Origin of the sequence: Enterococcus moraviensis ATCC BAA-383 (assembly GCF_000407445.1) — a bacterium.
GTDB classification, from domain to species: domain Bacteria; phylum Bacillota; class Bacilli; order Lactobacillales; family Enterococcaceae; genus Enterococcus_L; species Enterococcus_L moraviensis.
In genome coordinates, this window is the sequence record NZ_ASWB01000001.1 from 1,228,094 (window position 1) to 1,249,100 (window position 21,007).

22 protein-coding genes and 1 tRNA gene are annotated in these 21,007 nt (G+C 36.4%); 3 read left to right on the plus strand and 20 right to left on the minus strand.

The features are described 5' to 3' along the window. Positions 1-174: 174 nt before the first annotated feature. The 3 genes from I586_RS05760 to map form a co-directional block, all read right to left on the minus strand. A complete protein-coding gene (locus tag I586_RS05760) occupies positions 175-1,311 on the minus strand; it encodes a glycosyltransferase family 4 protein (protein ID WP_034701598.1) in 1,137 nt (378 codons plus the stop codon). 134 nt (positions 1,312-1,445) lie between these two features. Further along, on the minus strand, positions 1,446-2,360 hold the full coding sequence (locus tag I586_RS05765) for a YihY/virulence factor BrkB family protein (protein ID WP_010764100.1): 915 nt from the start codon (positions 2,358-2,360) through the stop codon (positions 1,446-1,448). A 19-nt stretch (positions 2,361-2,379) separates the two neighbouring features. Next, positions 2,380-3,144 (minus strand): type I methionyl aminopeptidase, encoded by a 765-nt coding sequence (map, locus tag I586_RS05770; protein ID WP_010764099.1) that lies wholly within the window; start codon positions 3,142-3,144, stop codon positions 2,380-2,382. 465 nt (positions 3,145-3,609) lie between these two features. Here map and I586_RS05775 point away from each other — a divergent pair, with 465 nt between their 5' ends. Continuing rightward, positions 3,610-4,053, plus strand: a complete 444-nt coding sequence (locus tag I586_RS05775; RefSeq protein WP_010764098.1) for a flavodoxin — start codon at positions 3,610-3,612, stop codon at positions 4,051-4,053. Between the two features lie 107 nt (positions 4,054-4,160). Here I586_RS05775 and I586_RS05780 read toward each other — a convergent pair whose 3' ends face one another. Then, a complete protein-coding gene (locus I586_RS05780; protein WP_010764097.1) occupies positions 4,161-4,733 on the minus strand; it encodes a TetR/AcrR family transcriptional regulator in 573 nt (190 codons plus the stop codon). Between the two features lie 254 nt (positions 4,734-4,987). Here I586_RS05780 and I586_RS05785 point away from each other — a divergent pair, with 254 nt between their 5' ends. Further along, entirely contained in the window at positions 4,988-6,226 is a 1,239-nt protein-coding gene (locus tag I586_RS05785) for an aminopeptidase (RefSeq protein ID WP_010764096.1), read from the plus strand. Positions 6,227-6,280: 54 nt separating this feature from the next. Here I586_RS05785 and I586_RS16920 read toward each other — a convergent pair whose 3' ends face one another. From I586_RS16920 to I586_RS17515, 3 genes are all read right to left on the minus strand, one after another. Then, positions 6,281-7,147 (minus strand): Ig domain-containing protein, encoded by an 867-nt coding sequence (locus I586_RS16920; RefSeq protein ID WP_010764095.1) that lies wholly within the window; start codon positions 7,145-7,147, stop codon positions 6,281-6,283. 246 nt (positions 7,148-7,393) lie between these two features. After that, positions 7,394-7,467, minus strand: a tRNA-Arg gene (locus I586_RS05795). A gap of 100 nt (positions 7,468-7,567) precedes the next feature. Beyond that, positions 7,568-7,690, minus strand: coding sequence for a hypothetical protein (locus I586_RS17515; protein ID WP_010764094.1), 123 nt, complete (start codon positions 7,688-7,690; stop codon positions 7,568-7,570). Between the two features lie 178 nt (positions 7,691-7,868). Here I586_RS17515 and I586_RS17520 point away from each other — a divergent pair, with 178 nt between their 5' ends. Then, positions 7,869-8,000, plus strand: a complete 132-nt coding sequence (locus tag I586_RS17520) for a hypothetical protein (RefSeq protein WP_010764093.1) — start codon at positions 7,869-7,871, stop codon at positions 7,998-8,000. Between the two features lie 52 nt (positions 8,001-8,052). Here I586_RS17520 and I586_RS05800 read toward each other — a convergent pair whose 3' ends face one another. The 13 genes from I586_RS05800 to I586_RS05860 form a co-directional block, all read right to left on the minus strand. Further along, entirely contained in the window at positions 8,053-9,249 is a 1,197-nt protein-coding gene (locus I586_RS05800; RefSeq protein ID WP_010764092.1) for a GNAT family N-acetyltransferase, read from the minus strand. Positions 9,250-9,450: 201 nt separating this feature from the next. Beyond that, complete coding sequence (locus I586_RS05805) at positions 9,451-10,854, minus strand: PTS sugar transporter subunit IIC (RefSeq protein WP_010764091.1); 1,404 nt, start codon at positions 10,852-10,854, stop codon at positions 9,451-9,453. A gap of 272 nt (positions 10,855-11,126) precedes the next feature. Beyond that, the gene (locus I586_RS05810) at positions 11,127-11,540 is read right to left on the minus strand and encodes a DUF3284 domain-containing protein (protein ID WP_010764090.1); all 414 of its coding nucleotides are present in this window, start codon (positions 11,538-11,540) and stop codon (positions 11,127-11,129) included. After that, positions 11,540-11,737, minus strand: a complete 198-nt coding sequence (locus tag I586_RS05815; RefSeq protein ID WP_010764089.1) for a DUF3188 domain-containing protein — start codon at positions 11,735-11,737, stop codon at positions 11,540-11,542. Before I586_RS05815 ends, I586_RS05810 begins: the two co-directional genes overlap by 1 nt. Positions 11,738-11,757: 20 nt before the next feature. After that, positions 11,758-11,976 (minus strand): hypothetical protein, encoded by a 219-nt coding sequence (locus I586_RS05820; RefSeq protein WP_010764088.1) that lies wholly within the window; start codon positions 11,974-11,976, stop codon positions 11,758-11,760. Positions 11,977-12,050: 74 nt separating this feature from the next. Beyond that, complete coding sequence (locus I586_RS05825; RefSeq protein WP_010764087.1) at positions 12,051-13,505, minus strand: PTS sugar transporter subunit IIC; 1,455 nt, start codon at positions 13,503-13,505, stop codon at positions 12,051-12,053. 133 nt (positions 13,506-13,638) lie between these two features. Next, entirely contained in the window at positions 13,639-13,959 is a 321-nt protein-coding gene (locus I586_RS05830) for a PTS lactose/cellobiose transporter subunit IIA (protein ID WP_010764086.1), read from the minus strand. Positions 13,960-13,986: 27 nt separating this feature from the next. Next, positions 13,987-14,307 carry a PTS sugar transporter subunit IIB gene (locus I586_RS05835; protein ID WP_010764085.1) on the minus strand — a complete coding sequence of 107 codons (321 nt, stop codon included), beginning with the start codon at positions 14,305-14,307 and terminating at the stop codon, positions 13,987-13,989. Between the two features lie 203 nt (positions 14,308-14,510). Beyond that, the gene (locus I586_RS05840) at positions 14,511-15,908 is read right to left on the minus strand and encodes a glycoside hydrolase family 1 protein (RefSeq protein WP_034701604.1); all 1,398 of its coding nucleotides are present in this window, start codon (positions 15,906-15,908) and stop codon (positions 14,511-14,513) included. A gap of 124 nt (positions 15,909-16,032) precedes the next feature. Next, on the minus strand, positions 16,033-17,325 hold the full coding sequence (locus tag I586_RS05845; RefSeq protein ID WP_010764083.1) for a PTS sugar transporter subunit IIC: 1,293 nt from the start codon (positions 17,323-17,325) through the stop codon (positions 16,033-16,035). 126 nt (positions 17,326-17,451) lie between these two features. After that, positions 17,452-17,772: a PTS lactose/cellobiose transporter subunit IIA gene (locus tag I586_RS05850; protein ID WP_010764082.1), complete on the minus strand. Its 321-nt coding sequence runs from the start codon at positions 17,770-17,772 to the stop codon at positions 17,452-17,454. Between the two features lie 31 nt (positions 17,773-17,803). Continuing rightward, on the minus strand, positions 17,804-18,124 hold the full coding sequence (locus I586_RS05855; RefSeq protein ID WP_010764081.1) for a PTS sugar transporter subunit IIB: 321 nt from the start codon (positions 18,122-18,124) through the stop codon (positions 17,804-17,806). A gap of 150 nt (positions 18,125-18,274) precedes the next feature. Further along, on the minus strand, positions 18,275-20,989 hold the full coding sequence (locus I586_RS05860; RefSeq protein ID WP_010764080.1) for a sigma-54-dependent transcriptional regulator: 2,715 nt from the start codon (positions 20,987-20,989) through the stop codon (positions 18,275-18,277). Positions 20,990-21,007 lie beyond the last annotated feature (18 nt).

A 21,007-nucleotide genomic window follows, 5' to 3' on the forward strand; every position in this document is an offset into this window, starting at 1 on the left:
CTAGGAAACTTTTCTTTATGTATAAAACTCTTTTTATTCCTATGTACTATCCACGTAGTTGAACTTTAGGAAAGCGGAGCAAAACTTGCTGAGTTTTGTCCCGCTCCTTCATTTTACCTAATCAATAAATTATAGCACAGCATAAAATCCCAGCAAAGATGCTCAGAAATTACTTTACTTTTTTTTAGAATGTTTCCCTAAACGTTTCTCTAGTTGCTGGTGTCGAAACTCTCGGTTTCCAAACATGCGTAAAATATACATCAGCGGTTGATGATTTTCTCCAACAAGTCCGATCATTTCAATAAACAACTCTAAGCCAATCGCACTAAAGACAATCAATAATATGGACGCAACATTACTTGCATAACTAAATAGCAATGCGACAAACGAAAAGACTAATGCTAAACCATAAATCGTCATCACAGCGCCCTTATGCGTAAAGCCTAGTGAAAGTAAACGGTGATGTAAGTGCATTTTATCAGCCGACGAAATCGGTCGTTTATTCATCAAGCGACGAATGATCGCATATACGGTATCTGTAATTGGTACACCTAAAATGATCATCGGCGTAATTACGGTAATAAACGTAGCATTCTTCAACCCTTGTAAAGACATGACTGCGATCATAAATCCTAAAAACAACGCCCCTGTATCCCCTAAAAATATCTTCGCTGGATAAAAATTATAAGGAAAAAAACCTGCAATACTCGCGACTAAAACAAAAATCACAATCGGGATGTATACTGTTTTCGCATGAAGAAAAAAATAGCCAATCACACCAATTGTAGCTAAACTGATGATCGAAACACCAGATGCAAGTCCATCCAATCCATCGATCAAGTTGATTGCATTCGTAATAGCCAATATCCAAAATAACGTTAGTGGTAAACTAAACCAGCGTAAATCGATATGTCCAAAAAATGGTAATGTCACAACATCAATCCGAATTTCTGCAACAAAATAAATCACCAAAGCACCCAGTAAAATACCTATTGTTTTCTTCTTTGGCGATAGTTCATAAATATCATCGATCAACCCTGTAGCAACAACAATTCCTGCGCCTAAGATGATTGGCCATATATAATTGAATGGGATAATCGACTGAAACATGACTAAGCAAGAAAATGAAAAGACAAAATAAATACCTAGACCGCCAGCTGTTGGCATATTTTTAGTATTCACTCTTCTTTCACCAGGAGCATCATATGCCCCTATTCTAAATGCCAGTAATTTAACAATTGGCGTTGTAATCAAAGATAAAATAAACGTCAGAAATAGACGGATAAAAATTTCATAAATAAACATCGACATGATGAACCTACTTTCTTAATGTACATCGTATATTATACCGAATCCTTTCACATTTACAAGTTGGAACAAGTGTTTCCACCATTTTGGACGAATCAAATCCTCTACTTATTTAATTAGAAGCAAAAATAGTCAGTCTATTTCTTTCGTTTTTCTTTTACTTTATCTATTAGTCGATTGATCAGACCATAACGATGCTGAATTTTTTCATTTGATATATATTCTTTGACAACTGCATTGATGATACCACCTAAAATAATAATCGTTGCGGCAAAATTCAACCACAGCATCAAGATAATAAAGCTACCAATAATTTGATAACTCGCAATTTTCGAACTGAAATATTTGATATAGATTCCAAAAGCCTGTGATAATAACATCCAGCCCACAGTTGCAAAAATTGCTCCTGGTATGATTGAACGGAACGTTAATTTGGCATTTGGCACAACACGATAGATCAAACACATAATAACTAATAAAACGAATGACGTGATCGGCCATTTCAACGCTTGGAAGGTATCAATAAAATCCGTTGAAAAATGCAAAATCGGTTGTAGTAAATCCAAAATCGTTTTCCCTAGACCTAAAACCCCCACAACACCAACAATCGCAATCATAAACAAAAGAATCACAACTAAAGACATAATGCGAACGATAATGAAATTTTTGCGTTGTTCAACACCAAATGCTTTATTCATTGCTGTTTGTAAAGCATTGATACTTTGGCTAGCACTCCATAACGCCGCTAATGCAGAAATCGATAACAGACCACCAGATCGTTGAGTCAACAACGACTGAATCGCTGGTTTCAAATCATCAAAAATAGCTTTGGGGATTGCTTCAGCTATGTAAGGCAATACTTCGTTTGGATCAATATGTAAATACGGCAGGAGATTTCCCACCGCAATCAATAGAGGAAATAGGGACAAAAGTAAATAGTACGCTACAACGACAGATGTATTTCCAATCTCTGAATCAATCATACGATGTTGTGTTGTTTCAATGAACCGCATTAGCTTTTCATTTTTTTTTACTTTGTCCACCAGTTTCATAAAATTCTCCTCTAATTCCTTAATATGTTCCTTCTTCTCCTTGAGAAGTCAGAATTTTTGGCCCGTCTTTCGTAATAGCCAATGTATGTTCAAATTGACAGCTGATTCCACCATCTAACGTATATGCTGTCCAACCATTTGGGTCCATTTTCATACGCCACGTTCCTGTATTGACCATCGGCTCGATCGTAATGACCATGCCTTCTTTCAAGCGCAAGCCTTTACCTGCTTCACCATAATGCGGAATAACTGGACTCTCATGAATCGTTGGCCCAATACCATGCCCTACAAAATCTCTTACCACAGATAAATTTTCACTTTCAACGTACGTTTGGATAGCATGACCAATATCACCGATACGATTCCCCACCTGTGCTTGCTCGATACCAAGGTACAAGGCTTTTCTCGTTACCTCCATTAAATGATCTAGTTCAGGTGTTGACTTACCGACAACATAAGCCCAACATGAATCTGATACAGCTCCTTTTAAATCGATACACATATCGACTTTGATCAAATCGCCATCTTTCAATGGCTTTTTCCGAGGAAAACCATGACAAATTTCATCATTGATACTGCAACAAGTAGCATATTTATAGTCTTCAAAACCAATTTGAGCAGCAATTCCGCCATGGCTTTCAATAAAGTCTCTTACAAACACTTCTATATCCCAGCTCGTAACACCTGGTTTAATAAATGTACGTAAATGACGATGAACATCTGCCAGCAATTCTCCAGATTCATCCATCATTTCAATTTCTCTTGGTGATTTTAATGTAATCATTCAATATCGTCCTCCTAAAAATTTAAAAACTGAAAGAGCGTGGGTAGCATAAACTGGAAAATAGAAAAATAAAGGGGATGCACTTTATCACCATTACGTTTTAATTTTTCCTGAGAAGCTAGCTCTTTAAGCTAGATAATATAAAAGCGCAGTGGGTTCGTTCAGCCCTATAAAAATAAAGGAATATATTTGTGCCCTTTTCTTGTCAGGAACATAACTTATCTTTTTCATAGAAACTGACCCGCGGATCTAGATAATCTTCATATAAGAGTATTTTATCATAATTTATGAAAATTTCACTGAAAAGTAGTTGTTAAAAATAGATTTCATTCTTTTTTCTTTCCATAGGCTCTCTTAAACACTGCTATAGAAGTAATTTCTTCGTTTCTATTCTCAATTTTGTAATTTACACACCCTTCGTTCTTCTGATATAATCAAGATTGTATTATTGAAGGAGGAAATCTAATGACCTTAGCTAAAATCGTTTATGCAAGTATGACTGGAAATACAGAAGAAATCGCAGATATCGTTGCGGAAGCTTTAGAAAATTTAGATATTGAAGTAGAAATCAATGAATGTACACAAGTCGATCCTGAAGATTTTGAAGATGCAGACATATGTGTGATTGCAACATACACATATGGTGATGGCGAATTGCCAGATGAAATCGTTGATTTCTATGAAGAGCTACAAGAAATCAATCTGTCAGGAAAAACTTATGGTGTCTGTGGTTCTGGAGATACTTTTTATGATGAGTTTTGTAAGTCGGTGGACGACTTCGATGCTGTTTTCACAAAAATCGGTGCTACCAAAGGTGCTGATAGTGTAAAAGTCGATCTTGCTGCTGAAGAAGAAGACATTCAAAAACTTGAAGCCTTTGCGAAAAAGTTAGCCGAAGCTGCAAAATAGCCCGTTGAACCAAAAAGAGTTCGAGGCGTTTAGCTCTAAGCATGATTGCATATAAAGAGTGGAACAAAACTACGATCAGTTTTGTTCCACTCTCTTTTTACTCTAATTTAATTATCAATGTCGATTGGATTTTCTCGCTCTAAAATTTGATCGATGGCCTCTCTCATCAAGCGCTCGATTTGTTGGTCGCTTGGGTGAATAATACCAGAAGTCATCAATGCCGCAATACCTGTCGCAACAATCCACGTTCCCATGTGAAGAGAATTAATTTCTGTATCACTTAATTTTTCATAAGCCGGGTCTTGTTTAACTGCGTTGGAAAAATAGCTATACGAAAATTCTTGCATTCTTTTTCCGCCACCATACTCTTCTAAATAAAGAGCACGATATAACCTGCTTTCATTTTTAGCAAAGTGGATATAATTCAAAGCTAAATCCACAATCGTATTATCCGTATGTGTTATCGGGAATACTTCCTTTGCTAAATATTGATGGATTTTTTCAAATAATTCTTCTTTTAAATCGTCCATATTCTTGAATTCTAAATAAATAGGTTGTGTTGAGCATTTCATTTTGGTTGCAATGTTTCGTGCGGTGAATTTCGAAAAGCCTTCTGTGGCCACTACTTCGTATGCAGCATTTAAAATCTGATCTTTAGTAATTGTTTTTTTTCTTGCCATAATCTTTCAATCCCCTCTACCTATCCTTTACAACGCTTCCATATCAATACTATAGTTATTGTAACACGATTTGTTTATTCTGCAAAATACTAGTCCTTTATTTTAAATTATTTTATTTATTTGATTAAATGGGAGTTTACAGAGGTTTTTTCTAGAATTAAATACGTGATTTCCCCTTCTTGAATGTTTGAGTTCAGGTCATCTACGTGTTATGATATTCTCGATTACATGAATGAAAACTAGGAGGTTATTCTATGACGTTACCAAATTTTAATGAGACATTAAACAAATATGCTAGACTTATTACTGAAACAGGTGTCAATGTCCAAAAAGGACAAAGCATCGTTTTACAAATCAGTGTTGATCAAGCACCCTTAGCACGATTGATTACAGAAGAAGCATATAAATTAGGTGCTAGTGAAGTAATCGTTCAGTGGACTGACGATATCATTCAACGTGAATTTCTACTTCATGCAGATGAAAAATATTTAGAAAATGTCCCTCAATATAAAATAGACCAGACAGATGACTGGGTCAGTAAAGGTGCTAGCCGTATCAGTGTTGTCTCTGCTAATCCAGATGCACTTGCTGGGGTTGATACTGACCGAGTTGCAGCTTTTCAAGCAGCATCTGGTAAAGCTTTGATTAATTTGAGGAAAGCAACGCAAGCAAACAAAGTTAGCTGGACTGTTGTTGCAGCAGCTGGAAAAGAATGGGCAGCTAAAGTTTTCCCAAATCTTGATAGTTCAGAGCAACAAGTTGATGCTCTTTGGGATGAAATCTTTAAAACAACTCGTGTTTATGAAGCCGATCCCGTAGCTGCTTGGGCAGCACATGATAACAAACTTGCTACAAAAGCAGATGAATTGAATAAAGAACAATTTGAATCATTACACTATACTGCTCCAGGCACGGATTTGGTGATCGGTTTACCGAAAAATCATTTATGGGAAGGCGCTGGCAGTGACAATGCTCGCGGTGAAAAATTCATGGCGAATATGCCGACAGAAGAAGTATTCACAGCACCTGACAGTCGTCATGTTGACGGTGTCGTTTCCAGTAGTAAACCGTTAAGCTATGCTGGAACAACTATTTCTGGAATGAAGTTTACGTTTAAAGATGGAAAAGTCATCGATTTTTCAGCTGAACAAGGGGAAGAAGTATTAGCGAAATTACTTGAGACTGATGAAGGCGCTCGTCATTTAGGTGAAGTTGCTTTAGTACCAGATCCATCACCAATTTCTCAATCTGGCATCATTTTCTACAATACTCTCTTTGACGAAAATGCTTCTAATCACTTGGCCTTTGGATCTGCATACGCATTTAATCTACAAGGTGGAACTGACATGAGTGAAGAAGAATTAACAGCTGCTGGACTTAACCGAAGTCAAACTCATGTTGACTTTATGATTGGGTCAGACAAAATGGATATTGACGGAATACGAGCGGATGGTACACGTGTTCCAATTTTCCGTAATGGAGATTGGGCATAACATAAAAAAGCTGAAACCAACATTTTACCACTGTTGGTTTCAGCTTTTTACTTATTAATAAGGGAAGTAAAATTCAGCAGTATAGCCGATTGTTGTAAGCCCTCTTCTAATTACATATGTTTGACAAGCAATCGCTTTGCGGTTACCATCTTTTAATTCTTTCTCAACGTAAGCATTAATTGATTTAGCATCTTTAAATAATTTCAAAGAGTTACTCAACATTGATTTTGGAACGCCCACTGATTTATAATTGATTTCACCAGCGAATGTTTTATTATCTCTATATGACATTTTTCCAGAATAGTTGATTGTTGTGTAGTTTTTCTTAGGAACCAGTTTCACTTCAATTGCTTCTAGACGATAAGAGTATTTTGATGTTCCTGAAGGTATTCCACCTTTTTCCCAACCCATCCAGCCAAATTCTTGGGCGTGAACACGATAAAATACATCATATACTTGAGCCATTTGACCAGTTAATTTGATTTGGATTGCTTCTAAACGTTTTTTCTGACCTGATGTTCCTGATGATTGACCATTTTTCTTCCAAGCTTGCCAACCAATATCTTGTACGTGTGTACGGTATTCAATATTTCCACTATATGGAGAATTTTGAACTTTCAGTTGAATCGCTTCTAAGCGTTTCTTCTTACCAGATGTTCCTGATACTTGAGCATTGCTTTTCCAACCTTGCCAGCCAATATCTTGTACGTGTGTACGGTAAGTGACTGATGTCGATGCTGCAGCACGTGTTTGTGGCAATGAATCTGCTAATTCCGCCTCATCATTTGGCAATATTTCTGCGCTTTGCATCTCTCCGTATGGTTCAGTTGTAATCTCTTCTGCCGCCATAACACTTGGAGCTCCTCCAAATAATGATAACGACAATGATAAACCTAACAATAATAGACTAACCTTTTTCATTTTCTCACTATCCTTTCTTTCTAACATAATAATTATATAATATAGTGCTAATATATTACAATAGTCATTTTAAACATTTATCTTTAAATTTTCATTAAATTGCCAGTACTCACCTGATTATCCTTATGATTACCATACATATGCCCTTAAAATATTGGTTTATAAAATGGACGTTTAGAAACTATTTAGCATAGTTTTTTGCACAAAGAAACACCTGTCAACACAATGTTTGACAGGTGTTTCACACGTTCCCGACTGGAATCGAACCAGCGGCCTATCGCTTAGGAGGCGATTGCTCTATCCTACTGAGCTACGAGAACATTTACTTTCTTATTTTAGAAGTCTTTTCAGCCAGTGTCAATGAAAATAAAAAGAAAGCAACACTGATCTAACCATCAGCATTACTTTCTCTATGATTCTTTATTTCTTAACTTGCTTTTTGCCTTTTAACAGTTTGACTAAATAAAGCCCACCCATAACTACAGCTAAGGTTTTACCGATTTTACCATTTCTTGCTACTTTTTCTTCTTTCGTTTTACTCATGTCTCTCACTACCTTTCATTCTTTCACTTTTAAACGTTTCTTTATACTTATATTATAAGGATTTAAATGATCTTTCGCTAGTCATCTGCTTAAAATCAAAACGCTCGTAAAGTCGCTCTTTCGATGGTATGCTTAAACCATACCATTTCTGCTAAACAACGAAACGGAGGGATTATATATGACAGAAGATTCGAAAGAAAAAGTTATCGCAGAACGTCAAGACGATTATAAACAGAAAAAAGAAGAAATTATCAAAGAGGCTTTAGAAGAACATGAGGGAAAAAAAGAGAATGATCAAAAGGATGTATAAATTCAAATAGGCTAAGTGAGTAATGAAACAATCCACTCACTTAGCCTGTTTTTTAAAAGTAATCTGCTAAAATTGGTTTTCCTTTTACTAAACGTCGGTCTAATGCCTGAAGTAGCTTATCGTTTCCTGCAACTTTTCCATAAAAGCTCAACGCATTCGCTGTGCGATAGCCCATAAAGAGTTGTGTCATAGCTTGTATCGTAGTCACAATCAATTCTTCTTCACTAACAGCTGATGCATTCGCCTCATGTTTTTTTACACTTCCTTGCCCTATTTCATCAATAGATAACGTCCAGATTCCGTCATTCCAAGAAGCATACTCATCTTCCACTTTAACATAATATACTTCTCTACTCCCTGCTTTGAAAGGATATTTACGTATAAAGCACTCTAAATTAACGATCCTCCCCATCATATAAGGAGTAATCTTCATTTCTACCAAAGGAGATGGCATCAAGTAACTTAAATCTTCCCCATCAAATCCCGCTTCTAAGTAAAATTCTCGTGACGAACCATTATGTGAACCGATAAAACCCATTATGGATTGAAAAGCATGATTGTTCAGAAAGCCCCATTCTTTAATAACAAAACGTTCTGCACTAGATTGGTAAATTAAGTAGCCCTGTACTTCTCCTTGTTCGTCTTCATAAAGAGCAAATTTATTTTCTTCCGTTGAGCCAATTGTGTAATCCAACCACCAAGCCTCTCGGATAACTGCTCCTCGCTGATTATTTGGTAGACTAGAATAGATTCTATTACAAATTTCCTTAGCTTCTTTATACTTTGCACGTCGCATTTTCCCCGGACTTGCTTTTATGTTTGGCCAATCTGTGGCATTGATCGTATAGTGAATCTGTTCAAATAATTGCTCAAAACCATATTTTCTATAAAAAGGATAAGAAAACGGCGCCAAATAGGCTAATGCTACTTTATTTTCGGCTAACTCCCTTAACAGTTGTTTCATAATAGTCGAAATACCACCTTGTCCGCGATATTCTGGATAAGAAGAAACACAACCAATCCCAGCCATCTGATAACTTGTTCCATGAAATGCTACGTTGAATGGCGTAGAAATAATCTGACTCGTTAGACTATCGTCTGAAAAATATCCATAATTTAAAGAATGTGCAACAATTTTCTTAAAATGTTCTTTGCGTTTCTCTGTTGTCGCAGCATTGAACGCGTAAGCAGCTAAATCAAACATTTCATCTATATTTTCTTCGTCCATAATACGTACTTTTTTTTCCATTGTGATCCACCCTAACTAAAAAGTAACAATTTACTTTTCATTGTACTCCAATATGAACTGTTGTCCAGAATAAAAGCTGACTTTCTGAACATAAAAAAGAGACTAGGATATGACGACTAACATCAGCTCCTAATCTCTTTTACTTACATTTATTTATTATAATAGCCTACACTAACAAGCCTTAAAATAAATTTTTCATTTTTACTCTTCTGGCTCTCCTAGATTTGGATCCATTTTATTTGCCGCAATAACAAACGGCGCCCAAATCACAAATGCGACAGCTAAATTGACAATGGTTAACACAATTGCACGCCAATCCCCTGCTGTTGCCAAGAAACCGCTGATAATTGTTGGCATTACCCAAATCACATTCACAACAACTGGATTAACTAGTCCAGCCATAGTAGCAAAATAAGCAATCGTAGCTGTTACTAACGGCGCTACAATAAATGGAATCAACATAATTGGATTCAATACGACTGGCATCCCAAACATCACTGGTTCATTGATATTGAATAAACCAGGACCTATGCCAAGTTTGCCGACTGTTTTATAATCTGCACGTTTCGATAATAGTAAAATCGAGATAATCAAGACTAAGGTAACACCAGCACCACCAGGCCAAACGAACGCTTCAAAAGAACCTGCAACCCATTTATAGGGAATTTCTTGTCCTTGTTGATAGGCATTGGTATTATCAACCATCGCAACACCATAAATCGATTGTAAAACAGGTGACATGATATTCGTTCCATGAAGTCCGAAGAACCACAAGACATGCACTAACAAGACAATCAATAAGACAGCTCCGTATCCTTGAGATAGCCCCAATAACGGTGTCTGAATCGATTCAGATATCCAGTCAATCAATAATTTCCCTGTTAGTTGTTCAAATACATGATAAATCAATCCTGAAACGTATAATGCTGTTACCCCTGGAATAATTGCAGCAAATGCTTTTGAAACCGCTGGAGGTACTGAATCCGGCATTTTAATAACTATATTTTTCTTAATCAATTTAGCAAATATAATAACAGATATAAACCCAAAAATCATTGCAGTAAATAAGCCTGTTCCACCCATGTATTTACTAAATGGGAAATACCCCCATGCTCCTGCATCAACTGCCGAAACACCATCTACCGTATTCACTGTCGCTCCTGCATCAGTAAAAAGTTGAGCAATATTCTTTGGCAATTTTTCAGCTAACGTAACGGTTGCTGTTGCACTTTGCGGTAACCCAATAAAAAATGCCGCTAATGATACTAACATCCCTGATAACGCATCAACATCATACGCTCTGGCAACGTTATACCCTAGTGAAGCTGCAAAAACAACAGCCATGATCGCTAAGGTTCCCGTCCAAACTAGACCATTGATCGCAATCACGGGCGTAAAGAAACTCGTAATTCCATTGCCTTCCCCTAAGTATGTGTTAGGGAAGTCACGCATAAATGCATTTAGTAACACGGCTATGGCTCCAGCCATCGTAACTGGCATCATCCCAATAAAAGCATCTCTGAGCGCGACTAAATGTTTTTGCGCCCCAATCTTCGCAGCTACTGGTAAAATGTACCTTTCCATCCACGCTGTTAATCCATTCATTTTTTGTCCTCCAAAAAAATTTATTTATTTAAAAAGGAGTCCCTTTTTAAATCCGCTTCATACTTCCCAATAAATAAGAAACCCACTACCAAAATATCGTATCAATATAACCTTACATTCTTATAATGAGCAAAAAGCATGCCAAATTGATCTAGACCAAAACGCCGTCATTATAAAGCGCTTTCTAAACACACTGTTTTACACACACGTTACACTGTGTATTTTGTGTGTAAAAAATGCGCAAAAAAAAGAGTGCCTCTATGACACTCTCATCAATATGACTCTTCCATCATTTTTAACATTTTAGTAAATTGGCGCTTTTTAAAGAACATAAGTATCGTTCCAAGTACGGCATCGTTCATTTTTTGTAAAAATCCATAAGATTCCATTTTTTCGTTATAACGAATTTCACAAGATTTTTCATCTAACGGTTTGATATCATATTGAACTAAGAAATCATTTTTTGTTGTAGATGTGCGAAAATGGTAAGATGTATTTTCAACAAGTTTTTCTACTTTGATCCGCGCTCTGCTATTTTTAGAGAATTGCTTAACATATTCAAAGTTGTTTAGCTGTTTTCTTGTTAAACTTTTGCCCGTATGCTTTCGTATATCAAACAAAACAGAATCCATGACTTGGTCATAAAAAACAGATGCAGGAATATTCATTTTTTTTACTATTTCCATTATCTTTTCACCTCGTTATTCTCTTTCTTATTTTGTTCTTCTTTCTTTCTGCCTTTGAAGAAAAAGTAACCTCCAACAACTACTAAGAAAATACCTGTAGTCATACTTAATAAATCATATTGCATTGATGCAGGATTAAGCGCATATAAGATTATAATTAAGCCAATACTACATACAAATAAACCATTTCTTACCATTTTACATCCATCCAATCTTTTTAAACTGCAGCTGCTTGGAAGAACAAGACACCGCCCCAAGGTTGTGCTTTGATGATTTCTTTTGCTTTTTTAGCTGCTTCTTCTTTGTCTCCTGTTACATCAAATGCTAATTTGATTCCTTTTTTCTCTTTGAAAGTGTATGTAAAATCGCCACCATCATAGCTTTCTAATAAGTTCTTGATTTCTTCTTGTTGCATTGCACTTGCGATTGTGATCATTTTAACCTCTCCTTAACAATAAAGCTGTTGCTTTCACCTCGTGTGAAGTGAAAGCAACATACTATTTAATTTTTTTATTCAAAGTCTGTTGGTTCCATTCTGTTAGCCGCAATAACAAACGGTGTCCAGATTAGGAACGTTACAACCATACATACGATTGTTACGATTGGTGCTCTCCAGTCAGCTCCTGTTGCTAAGAATGATAACAAAATTGGAGGCACAACCCATGTTACTTGTTGTGATACTGGTGCTACTAAACCAAAGTAAGTTGCTAACCAGCCGATTGATGTTGCAACAACTGGTGCTACTAAGAATGGTACAAACATGATTGCATTTAATACGATTGGTAAACCAAACATGATTGGTTCGTTGATGTTGAAGATACCAGGTCCTAATGATAATTTACCAACTGTTAGGTAATCTGCACGTTTAGAGAATAGCAAGATAGCAATGATCAAGACGATCGTACCACCTGAACCACCAAACCATGCAAAGGCATCAAATGAACCACGAACCCACATGTACGCTTTTCCATCATCAATAGCTTTCAAGACAGCTGGCGTACCAGTTAAGCCTTTGTAGCCTTTTTGGAAAATATCGATATTGATTAATTGTGCTTGTCCCCAAATACCTTCTAAAACTGGTGCCAATACGTTTGGACCATGGATACCGAAGAACCAGAAAATTTGAACGAAAATCGTTACGATCAATACAGCGCCTAAACCTTGAGATAATCCCAAGAAAGGTTCTGCAATATATTTTTGAACTAGATCGATAATCAATTGTCCGTTTGTCAATTTACCTACTACAAAGTTAATAATTGCAATAACATATAATGCGATCGTTGCAGGTAAAATAGCAGCGAAAGCCTTTGATACTGCTGGCGGAACTGAATCAGGCATTTTGATCGTAATGTTCGCCAACATTAATTTACAGAAGATGATAACAGAAATAGCACCCATGATCATTACTGTGAAGTATGCGTTCCCATTTAAGTGATCTAATTTCAACCAACCCCAACCGCCTGCTGTTAAGCCTTCAGCTGTTGCTGACCAACCACTTGTTGCTGAGTTTTCATTGATTGTGTTCATTAATTCTTTTGGAACAGCTGTTTCTAAAGTATTAGAATAAGCAAAAGCAATTCCTTGAATCAATGTTGCCAAACCAACGATACCACCCGCTAAGTCGTTTACTTTGTATGCTCTTGCTAGATTATACCCCCAAGAAAAGGCAAAAATCAAACCTGCAATTGCCAAAGTACCATTCCAAACAAATCCGTTGATCCCAATAATGACATTAATAACTGCGAAAATCCCTTTGTCTGCTGCAAGATTTGCTGCATAATCAGAGAAAAATTGTTGCGGCAGGTCACGAATCATCGCGTTAATCATTACGGCGATCGACCCTGCCATTGTTGCCGGCATTGTACCAATAAAGGCGTCACGTAGTGCAACTAAATGCTTTTGCGCACCAATTTTACCGGCCACAGGTAGAATGTATTTCTCCATCCAGGCTGTTAATCCATCCATTTTTTAATTCCTCCTATAAATAATATTTATTTAAAGAGCGATTAAACTCCTTAAAACAATGTAAGTTGTTAAAGTCCCGTTCAAAAAACTTTAACGACCATTTTCTTCCGTTCAAAAAAGAAAATATAAACGCTTATTCGTTATCCATACGACGATATAGATCAATGATTTCTTTCGCTAAATCCGTAAAAGCGATCGATGTCATCAAGTGATCTTGACTATGAACTGTCAATAAGGTTACTTGAATATGATTTCCTTGTGCTTCTTGCGTTAGCATTCCTGTTTGAGAATGATGCGCTTGAACTAAAGACTCTTCTGCATCGGCAATTTTTTGGTCAGCTAATTCAAAGTCGCCTGCTTTTGCTGCCGCAATCGCTTCCATTGCATCACTTTTAGCATTGCCTCCATACATGATTAATCCCATTACTGCTTCTAAATTTTGTTGATCTTCCACGTTTGTAACTCCGTTCGTTTTTTATTTTTACTTATCCATCAATGCAATTGCTTGATCTAACACTTTTTCGCCATTCATCATACCGTAATCTGACATGTTGATCACATCAAATGGAATTCCTTTAGGTGCTAATTTTTGTTCGAATTGTGATTTCATGAAACGAACTTGTGGGCCTAAAAGTAATACGTTTACATCTTTCGCTTCTAAATTATTATCTGCATCTGATGCGGATACTGCAAAGATATCTGCTTCCATCCCACGATCTTCTGCTGCCTTTTGCATTTTTGTTACTAATAGACTTGTACTCATTCCTGCTGAACATACTAACATAATTGTTTTTTTAGCCATTTTTACCACTCCTTCTAAGTTTTGTTGTACTTACACTTTTATATAAAGCAAGAAGTGTGCCAATTAGATGTATAGACCAAACCTTGCAACAACAGGGTTTTGGTCTATACAAATTGTGTACACACTACTCATTTTTCGTTACACACTATTTTTGTGTGCGTTTTCTTTCCTTTTATTAAAGCATTTGAAACGCTTTCTATCTTTTAATCAAAACCATTGTTTTTTGTTAACTCATTGAACCAGTAACCACTTTTTTTAATTGTTCTTTTCCCCTCTTGCTCTAAATCGACCGCAATAAAACCATAACGATTCTTATAAGCATTTAACCATGACCAGTTATCCATACATGTCCACATATGATACCCTTGAACATTGCTTCCTTCTTGAATTGCTTGGTGAACCCATTTTAAATGATCGGTCACAAATTCAATGCGATAGTCATCTTCAATCATCCCTGTCTCATTGACAAATCGCTCTTCACCTTCTACGCCCATTCCGTTTTCAGAAATATAGCAGCGTACATTCCCATAATTTTCTTTTAAGTTCATCAATGTATCATAAATCCCTTTTTCATAAATCTCCCAACCACGGTATGGATTCATCTTTTTCCCTGGCATGTCGTACACATCATAAAAATCTTCAGGTAAAATACTATTCCCAGTATTCTCTATCGGTGTCTCTTTGCTTTTTACTCTGCGAGGTTGATAATAGTTAACGCCCAAAAGATCTACTGTATTCTCTGCAATTATTTTTAACTCTTCCGGCGTTGTTATAGGCATTAAATCATTTTCTTTGACCCAGTTGATAATATCTGCTGGAAAATAGCCTTTAACTGCTGGATCTAAGAAAGATCGATTAAATAAGCCATCCACTAAACGGGCAGCTTTCACATCTGCTTCATTTTGTTCATTTCTTGGATAAGTGGGTGTCAAGTTAAGGACGATTCCTATTTCACCATCTAAATGCATACCATGATAGACTTCAATTGCTTTAGCACTAGCCAACGCTTCATGATAGGCAACTTGCACGCCATGTTTTAAATTCACTTCATCTGGATAATGCCAACCGTATAAGTAACCACCTTCAACTGGCACAATAGGTTCATTGTGTGTAAACCATTTTTTCACACGGTCACCAAATAATTCAAAACATGTTTTAGCATAATAAACATACTGATCCACAACTTCTTTATTGAGCCAGCCACCTTTTTCTTGCATTGTCATCGGCATATCAAAATGATACAAATTAAAGAAGGGCTCAATCCCATTTGCTAATAGACCATCAATCACATCATTATAAAAGTCAACTGCTTTTGGATTGACAGCTCCAGTTTCAGGATTAGGAATCAAACGGCTCCATTGGATTGAAGTCCGAAAAGAATTATGACCTGTTTCTTTCATCAATTGAATATCTTCTTGATACTTTTTATAAAAACGCGACGTTTTATCTGGGCCTACTTCGTTAAAGAATTTTTCTGGTTTTTCTTCGTACCAAAAATCCCATATATTCTGTGCTTTTCCATCTCCGTCAAAAACACCTTCTGTTTGTGGACCGCTTGCAGCAGATCCCCACCAAAAACCTTTTGGAAACTGATAGTTCATCATTGTCATCTCCTAAAAATAATTTGAATTTGAAAATAGATAAAATCTCCCAAAGTCTGAGAAAAATAACTTGTTTGTTATTCTCAATCTAATTTAAGGAGATTTTATCTATTAGTTCATGTTATTAAGCTTGAGTGTTACCTTCTTGCTCTAATGCTGCTGCTTCTTGTTTTAAGAACTGATCCGTAGCTACTTTAACAAATGGAATATAAATCAAAATAGAAATGACTAAGTTCACTGCAGCTAACACACCTCCGGCAATACTCTTAGTTGCTAAGAATCCGCCAATGATCGGTGGTGTTACCCAAGGTGGCATAAATGTTGCAGCAGGCACAATACCTGTAGCTGTTGCAATATATGCTGTCGTTACAAGAACCATCGGTGTAATGATAAATGGAATAAACATGATCGGATTTAAGACGATCGGTAGACCAAACATTACTGGTTCATTAATATTGAAAACACCTGGTGCTAAACTTAAATTTGTGATTACTTTAAATGGTTTATTTTTACGTCCCACTAAGAAAATCGCAATCAATAGACCTAAAGTAGCACCTGTTCCACCCAAGTTTACAAATGAATCAAAAAATGGTTTGTTTACAATATAAGGAATCTTGTCCCCTGCTTCTAACGCTTTGATATTAGCATCAATCGCTGGTACATTGATTGTTTGCATCAATGGATCTACCATGTTGGCTCCGTGTAAACCGAAGAACCATAAGAACGGTGTAATAAATGCTAATAGTAGTGCAGATGGGTAGCTGTTTGCTAATCCCATAAATGGTTTTTGAACTGCTTCATAGAATGAAACTACGATATTGTCAACGCCTAGACCAAGTAAGATAGACGTAATCAAACTGAAAAGACTGATTGTGATCATTGCTGGTAATAATGCAGCAAATGATTTTGCAACAGCTGGTGGAACACCATCTGGCATTTTGATTACTAATTTTTCGTTTCCTACTAATCGTTGGAATAATTCTCCTGAAATAAGTGCAATAACTAATGCAATAAATAATCCCGTAGCATCCATACCGCTTAATCCACCAACAGCAAAGAATGAAGCAACAGAAACTGTTCCGGCTGCAATTCCATCTTTACCATAGGATTTTACTAAGTTATAGGCTACTAAAAATGCGATCAAAACTGAAAAAATTGCGAATGTCCCATTCCAAATGTTCCCACCAAAGCTTTTCCAAATTGGTGCATCTTTGGCAATCATTGGAAATAGTTTATCCATTAATTCTGGAAATCCAGGAATTGGTAAGTTGTTAATAAGTACAGCAAGTGCTCCTAAAATCATTAATGGCATCGTCACCACAAAGGCATCACGAATTGCCACCAAGTGCCGTTGCGCTGCAATTACTGAAGCTTTCGGCATAAAATATTTTTCCATCCATTGAACAAATTTGTCCATCGTTTGTAAATCCCCCTAAACAATATTTATCTAAAAAGCATGATACTTTTCAAATCAGTCGTTATAAAAGTGCTGTTACAGTACAACCACTTTTAGTTTTTTCTCGTTCTAAAGAACAATCGATCCTTATGCGTTATCCATGCGACGATATAAATCAATGATTTCTTTCGCTAGATCCGTAAAAGCGATTGATGTCATCAAGTGGTCTTGACTATGAACCGTCAATAACGTTACTTGAATGTGGTTTCCTTGTGCTTCTTGCGTTAGCATTCCTGTTTGAGAATGATGTGCTTGAACCAAAGATTCTTCTGCATCTACGATTTTTTGGTCAGCTAGTTCAAAATTACCTGCTTTCGCTGCTGCTATCGCTTCCATTGCATCGCTTTTAGCATTGCCTCCATACATGATTAATCCCATTACTGCTTCTAAATTTTGTTGATCTTCCATAATTAAACGCTCCATTCATTTTTTATTTTACTTATTTGTCCATTAAAGATAGTGCTTGGTCTAATACTTTTTCGCCATTCATCATACCGTAATCTGACATGTTGATCACATCAAATGGAATGCCTTTAGGGGCTAATTTTTGTTCGAATTGAGCCTTCATGAAACGCACTTGCGGGCCTAAAAGTAATACGTTTACATCCTTGGCTTCTAAGTTGTTATCTGCATCTGATGCGGATACTGCAAAGATATCTGCTTCCATTCCACGATCCTCTGCTGCTTTTTGCATCTTTGTTACCAATAAACTTGTACTCATTCCTGCTGAACATACTAACATAATTGTTTTTTTAGCCATTGTTGCCACTCCTCCTAATTTCACTATTATCCTTACACGTTTATATAAGCAAGAAGCGTGCCAAAAAAAATATAGACCAAATCCTATGATAAGTAGATTTTGGTCTATACATTTTGTGTACACACTATTATTTTTCGAAATACACACTAATCATTTTTGCTTATAATCTGTGATTGCTTCGATTCTATTTTCCAAAAATAATTCTGTAAGATGTGCAATGTCTGACTCGGTAAACGTGACACGATAGGCTTTTTCGATCACCATTAGATTAGTTCTAGTAACATCTGTCTCTAAACGGTACTTTTTCATGAACTGAGCTAGGTGTTCAAATTCTTTTGATTTTTCACCTTTTAATATAGCATCCACTAAAAACGCTAGATGAATCACAATCCCTGCATCAACCCCGGGTTCTACAATAATATGCATATCCGTTTGAATCTGATGGATCGTTTTTTGCAGCATCACAATCAATTTTTGTAAAGAATCAACTGCAGTGATTGTTCCTCCCAAAGATTTTACGATTTTTTCAGTTGGTACTTCATCGCCTGCAATTCGTTTTAACACATTTAATTTTTCATCATCAAAAATATCATACGCTGAGAAAAACGGAATATTTTGATATTCAACATCGACCGTTCCGGCAATTGCTTTAATTTCATACTCTTCCATTAAACTGTCGATGTGTTTTTTAAAGGCTTCACGTTCTAAAAACTGCATTTGGATAATTTCCACCTTATTTTCATCGATGACAGGCAAAATACGTTGATATAACTTCGCAGCAACGCCTTCTCCAGTGAAGCAGGTGACGACGACCGCTTTTTTGACCTCATCTCGATTTTGTGGACTCGTTCTAAATTGCTCTCTGATAATACTTTCAAATGACATTTGAATATTTTGATAGATATCTTCTAAGCTACGTCCAACACTAGCCATACGAATTGCTTCTAAAACAATCATAGTACTCGTCATGGTGATGGCTTTCGTACGAATTCCTGTTTCCTCATAAATCAAATTACCAAATGAATTCAACGAACCCATATCTGTCAAAAGTAACATACCATTCACTAATTTTTCACGATGTTCCACTACAAAACTTTTTAATTGTTCATACATCGTTTGAACTTCCATCGTCAGTGGCATGTTCATGGCAACGCCTGTTTCTGTTCCTAGTAATTCTTGGGCGGTTTTTAACATACTTGAAGCAGTTGAATCACCATGCATCAACACCACTACACCAACATTATTCTCATGAACTTTTTCTTTACTGCCAACATTGATCGACAAAAACATACTGATAAAACCAATTTCATCAAAAGGTATTTCAATATTATTTTCTTCTTCAATGATTGCTGATAAATCCATTGCAACTTGAAATTCTTTTTTCATTTTTTTTCGAACATTGTTTAAGTTTGGATGAACGATGACATGACCTTCTCTAACACGGTCGATCGTACTTTGTAAATGTAGCGCAAAAGCAAAACGAGCTTTTTCATTGTATGTGCGTTCTAATCGTTTTTCTGCAATATCATATAGACGATCTGTGAGTTTCCAAATTGGCTCTGGTAGTAATTCTTTATGCACCGGATTTTGCGTCAATTCATCCACATAGGTTTGAAAATAGGCATCCATATCACTAGAAATCAGCTGTTCCAAATTGACATTTTCCAATTCATTCGCTGATAAGGTAGCTACTTTTTCTTCTATCTCATTGTAAACTTGCATATCACGAGCTGGATCTTGAGACCAAACCACTTCATTAGTGCCAGGTTCAAAACTCAAATAATTGCTTTTACTATCCACAAAACGATCTAAACGATCCGAAACTTCTTTGATTTTTAATAATCCTTTTTGTACTTGAAGAGGCAGATCACGTTTTTGAATGACTAAACTAGATTCATTGTGCGTACGGTAATGGAGGAAAGATTTCGCGCAAACGAGTTTTAAATCTCGTTTAACTTGTCCAATATTTCCTTCAGCATCATATAGCATAAATGCTAAGATCGCTTCTCTTTTGATATCGATACGTTGGTTTAAACGATTTGCTTCTTGTTTGATAAACAAAGAGATAATATCATAACGCTCATCCAACGAACGAGAATCTAATGAAGGCAACGTGATTGCCATTGGAATTCTACGATTAAATGTTGTCAAAAAGCTCTCTGAAGATTCCGTCGTTGCACCAATGATTTGAACAGATGCTTCGTATGTTTGCCCACTTTCTCCAAGCGGGCGGTAAATGCCTTTGTCAATAAATGTGAATAACATCTCTTGACCTTCTGGCGGTAAGCGGTGAATTTCATCAAGGAAAAGAATTCCTCCGTCAGCTTTTGACATCAACCCTGGGCTGTCTTCATTCGCTCCTGTATAGGCTCCTTTTTTCACACCAAAAATATGACCAAAAAGTAATTGAGGATTTTGAGCGTAGTCTGCACAGTTAAATGAAACAAAGGGAGCATCTGGTGCCAACGTTTTTGAATCAACCGCAAAATGGTACATACATTCTGCAAATAATGATTTCCCTGTTCCAGTTTCACCAAAGATAATAGTATGTAAGCCTCGCGGTGGATATAAAATCGCCGCTTTAGCCTGTTGAATGCTAACTTTTAATGAATCATGCGCTCCCACTAAGTTATCAAATGTTACCTCGCTCGAATTGTCTACATGTACTTTTTCTTCTTCTGTTACAGCCGAATAGATGACTGGACGTCCATCGCTTTTAATAATTTTTCGTTCTTTGAATAATTCACTTAAATAACGGCTGGCATTGCTTCGATCGATCGTCAGTTCACGTGCAACCTCTGCTGCTGTCATTCCTTGTTTTTTTGCTTCTAAAACCGTTAAAATCTCGTCTTTTCTCGATTTCATGGATAGCCTCCTTAAATC

Bases quoted from the DNA above. Each gene is read 5' to 3' on its own strand.
- I586_RS05800 (WP_010764092.1), bottom strand. From the start codon at position 9,249: ATGGAAAAAAAAGTACGTATTATGGACGAAGAAAATATAGATGAAATG.
- I586_RS05845 (WP_010764083.1), bottom strand. From the start codon at position 17,325: ATGGACAAATTTGTTCAATGGATGGAAAAATATTTTATGCCGAAAGCT.
- I586_RS05835 (WP_010764085.1), bottom strand. From the start codon at position 14,307: ATGGCTAAAAAAACAATTATGTTAGTATGTTCAGCAGGAATGAGTACA.
- I586_RS16920 (WP_010764095.1), bottom strand. From the start codon at position 7,147: ATGAAAAAGGTTAGTCTATTATTGTTAGGTTTATCATTGTCGTTATCA.
- I586_RS05820 (WP_010764088.1), bottom strand. From the start codon at position 11,976: ATGATCACAATCGCAAGTGCAATGCAACAAGAAGAAATCAAGAACTTA.
- I586_RS05780 (WP_010764097.1), bottom strand. From the start codon at position 4,733: ATGGCAAGAAAAAAAACAATTACTAAAGATCAGATTTTAAATGCTGCA.
- I586_RS05765 (WP_010764100.1), bottom strand. From the start codon at position 2,360: ATGAAACTGGTGGACAAAGTAAAAAAAAATGAAAAGCTAATGCGGTTC.
- I586_RS05775 (WP_010764098.1), top strand. From the start codon at position 3,610: ATGACCTTAGCTAAAATCGTTTATGCAAGTATGACTGGAAATACAGAA.
- I586_RS05855 (WP_010764081.1), bottom strand. From the start codon at position 18,124: ATGGCTAAAAAAACAATTATGTTAGTATGTTCAGCAGGAATGAGTACA.
- I586_RS05815 (WP_010764089.1), bottom strand. From the start codon at position 11,737: ATGGTAAGAAATGGTTTATTTGTATGTAGTATTGGCTTAATTATAATC.
- I586_RS05810 (WP_010764090.1), bottom strand. From the start codon at position 11,540: ATGGAAATAGTAAAAAAAATGAATATTCCTGCATCTGTTTTTTATGAC.
- I586_RS05840 (WP_034701604.1), bottom strand. From the start codon at position 15,908: ATGAACTATCAGTTTCCAAAAGGTTTTTGGTGGGGATCTGCTGCAAGC.
- I586_RS05760 (WP_034701598.1), bottom strand. From the start codon at position 1,311: ATGTCGATGTTTATTTATGAAATTTTTATCCGTCTATTTCTGACGTTT.
- I586_RS17515 (WP_010764094.1), bottom strand. From the start codon at position 7,690: ATGAGTAAAACGAAAGAAGAAAAAGTAGCAAGAAATGGTAAAATCGGT.
- I586_RS05785 (WP_010764096.1), top strand. From the start codon at position 4,988: ATGACGTTACCAAATTTTAATGAGACATTAAACAAATATGCTAGACTT.
- I586_RS05805 (WP_010764091.1), bottom strand. From the start codon at position 10,854: ATGAATGGATTAACAGCGTGGATGGAAAGGTACATTTTACCAGTAGCT.
- I586_RS05850 (WP_010764082.1), bottom strand. From the start codon at position 17,772: ATGGAAGATCAACAAAATTTAGAAGCAGTAATGGGATTAATCATGTAT.
- I586_RS05860 (WP_010764080.1), bottom strand. From the start codon at position 20,989: ATGAAATCGAGAAAAGACGAGATTTTAACGGTTTTAGAAGCAAAAAAA.
- I586_RS17520 (WP_010764093.1), top strand. From the start codon at position 7,869: ATGACAGAAGATTCGAAAGAAAAAGTTATCGCAGAACGTCAAGACGAT.
- map (WP_010764099.1), bottom strand. From the start codon at position 3,144: ATGATTACATTAAAATCACCAAGAGAAATTGAAATGATGGATGAATCT.
- I586_RS05825 (WP_010764087.1), bottom strand. From the start codon at position 13,505: ATGGATGGATTAACAGCCTGGATGGAGAAATACATTCTACCTGTGGCC.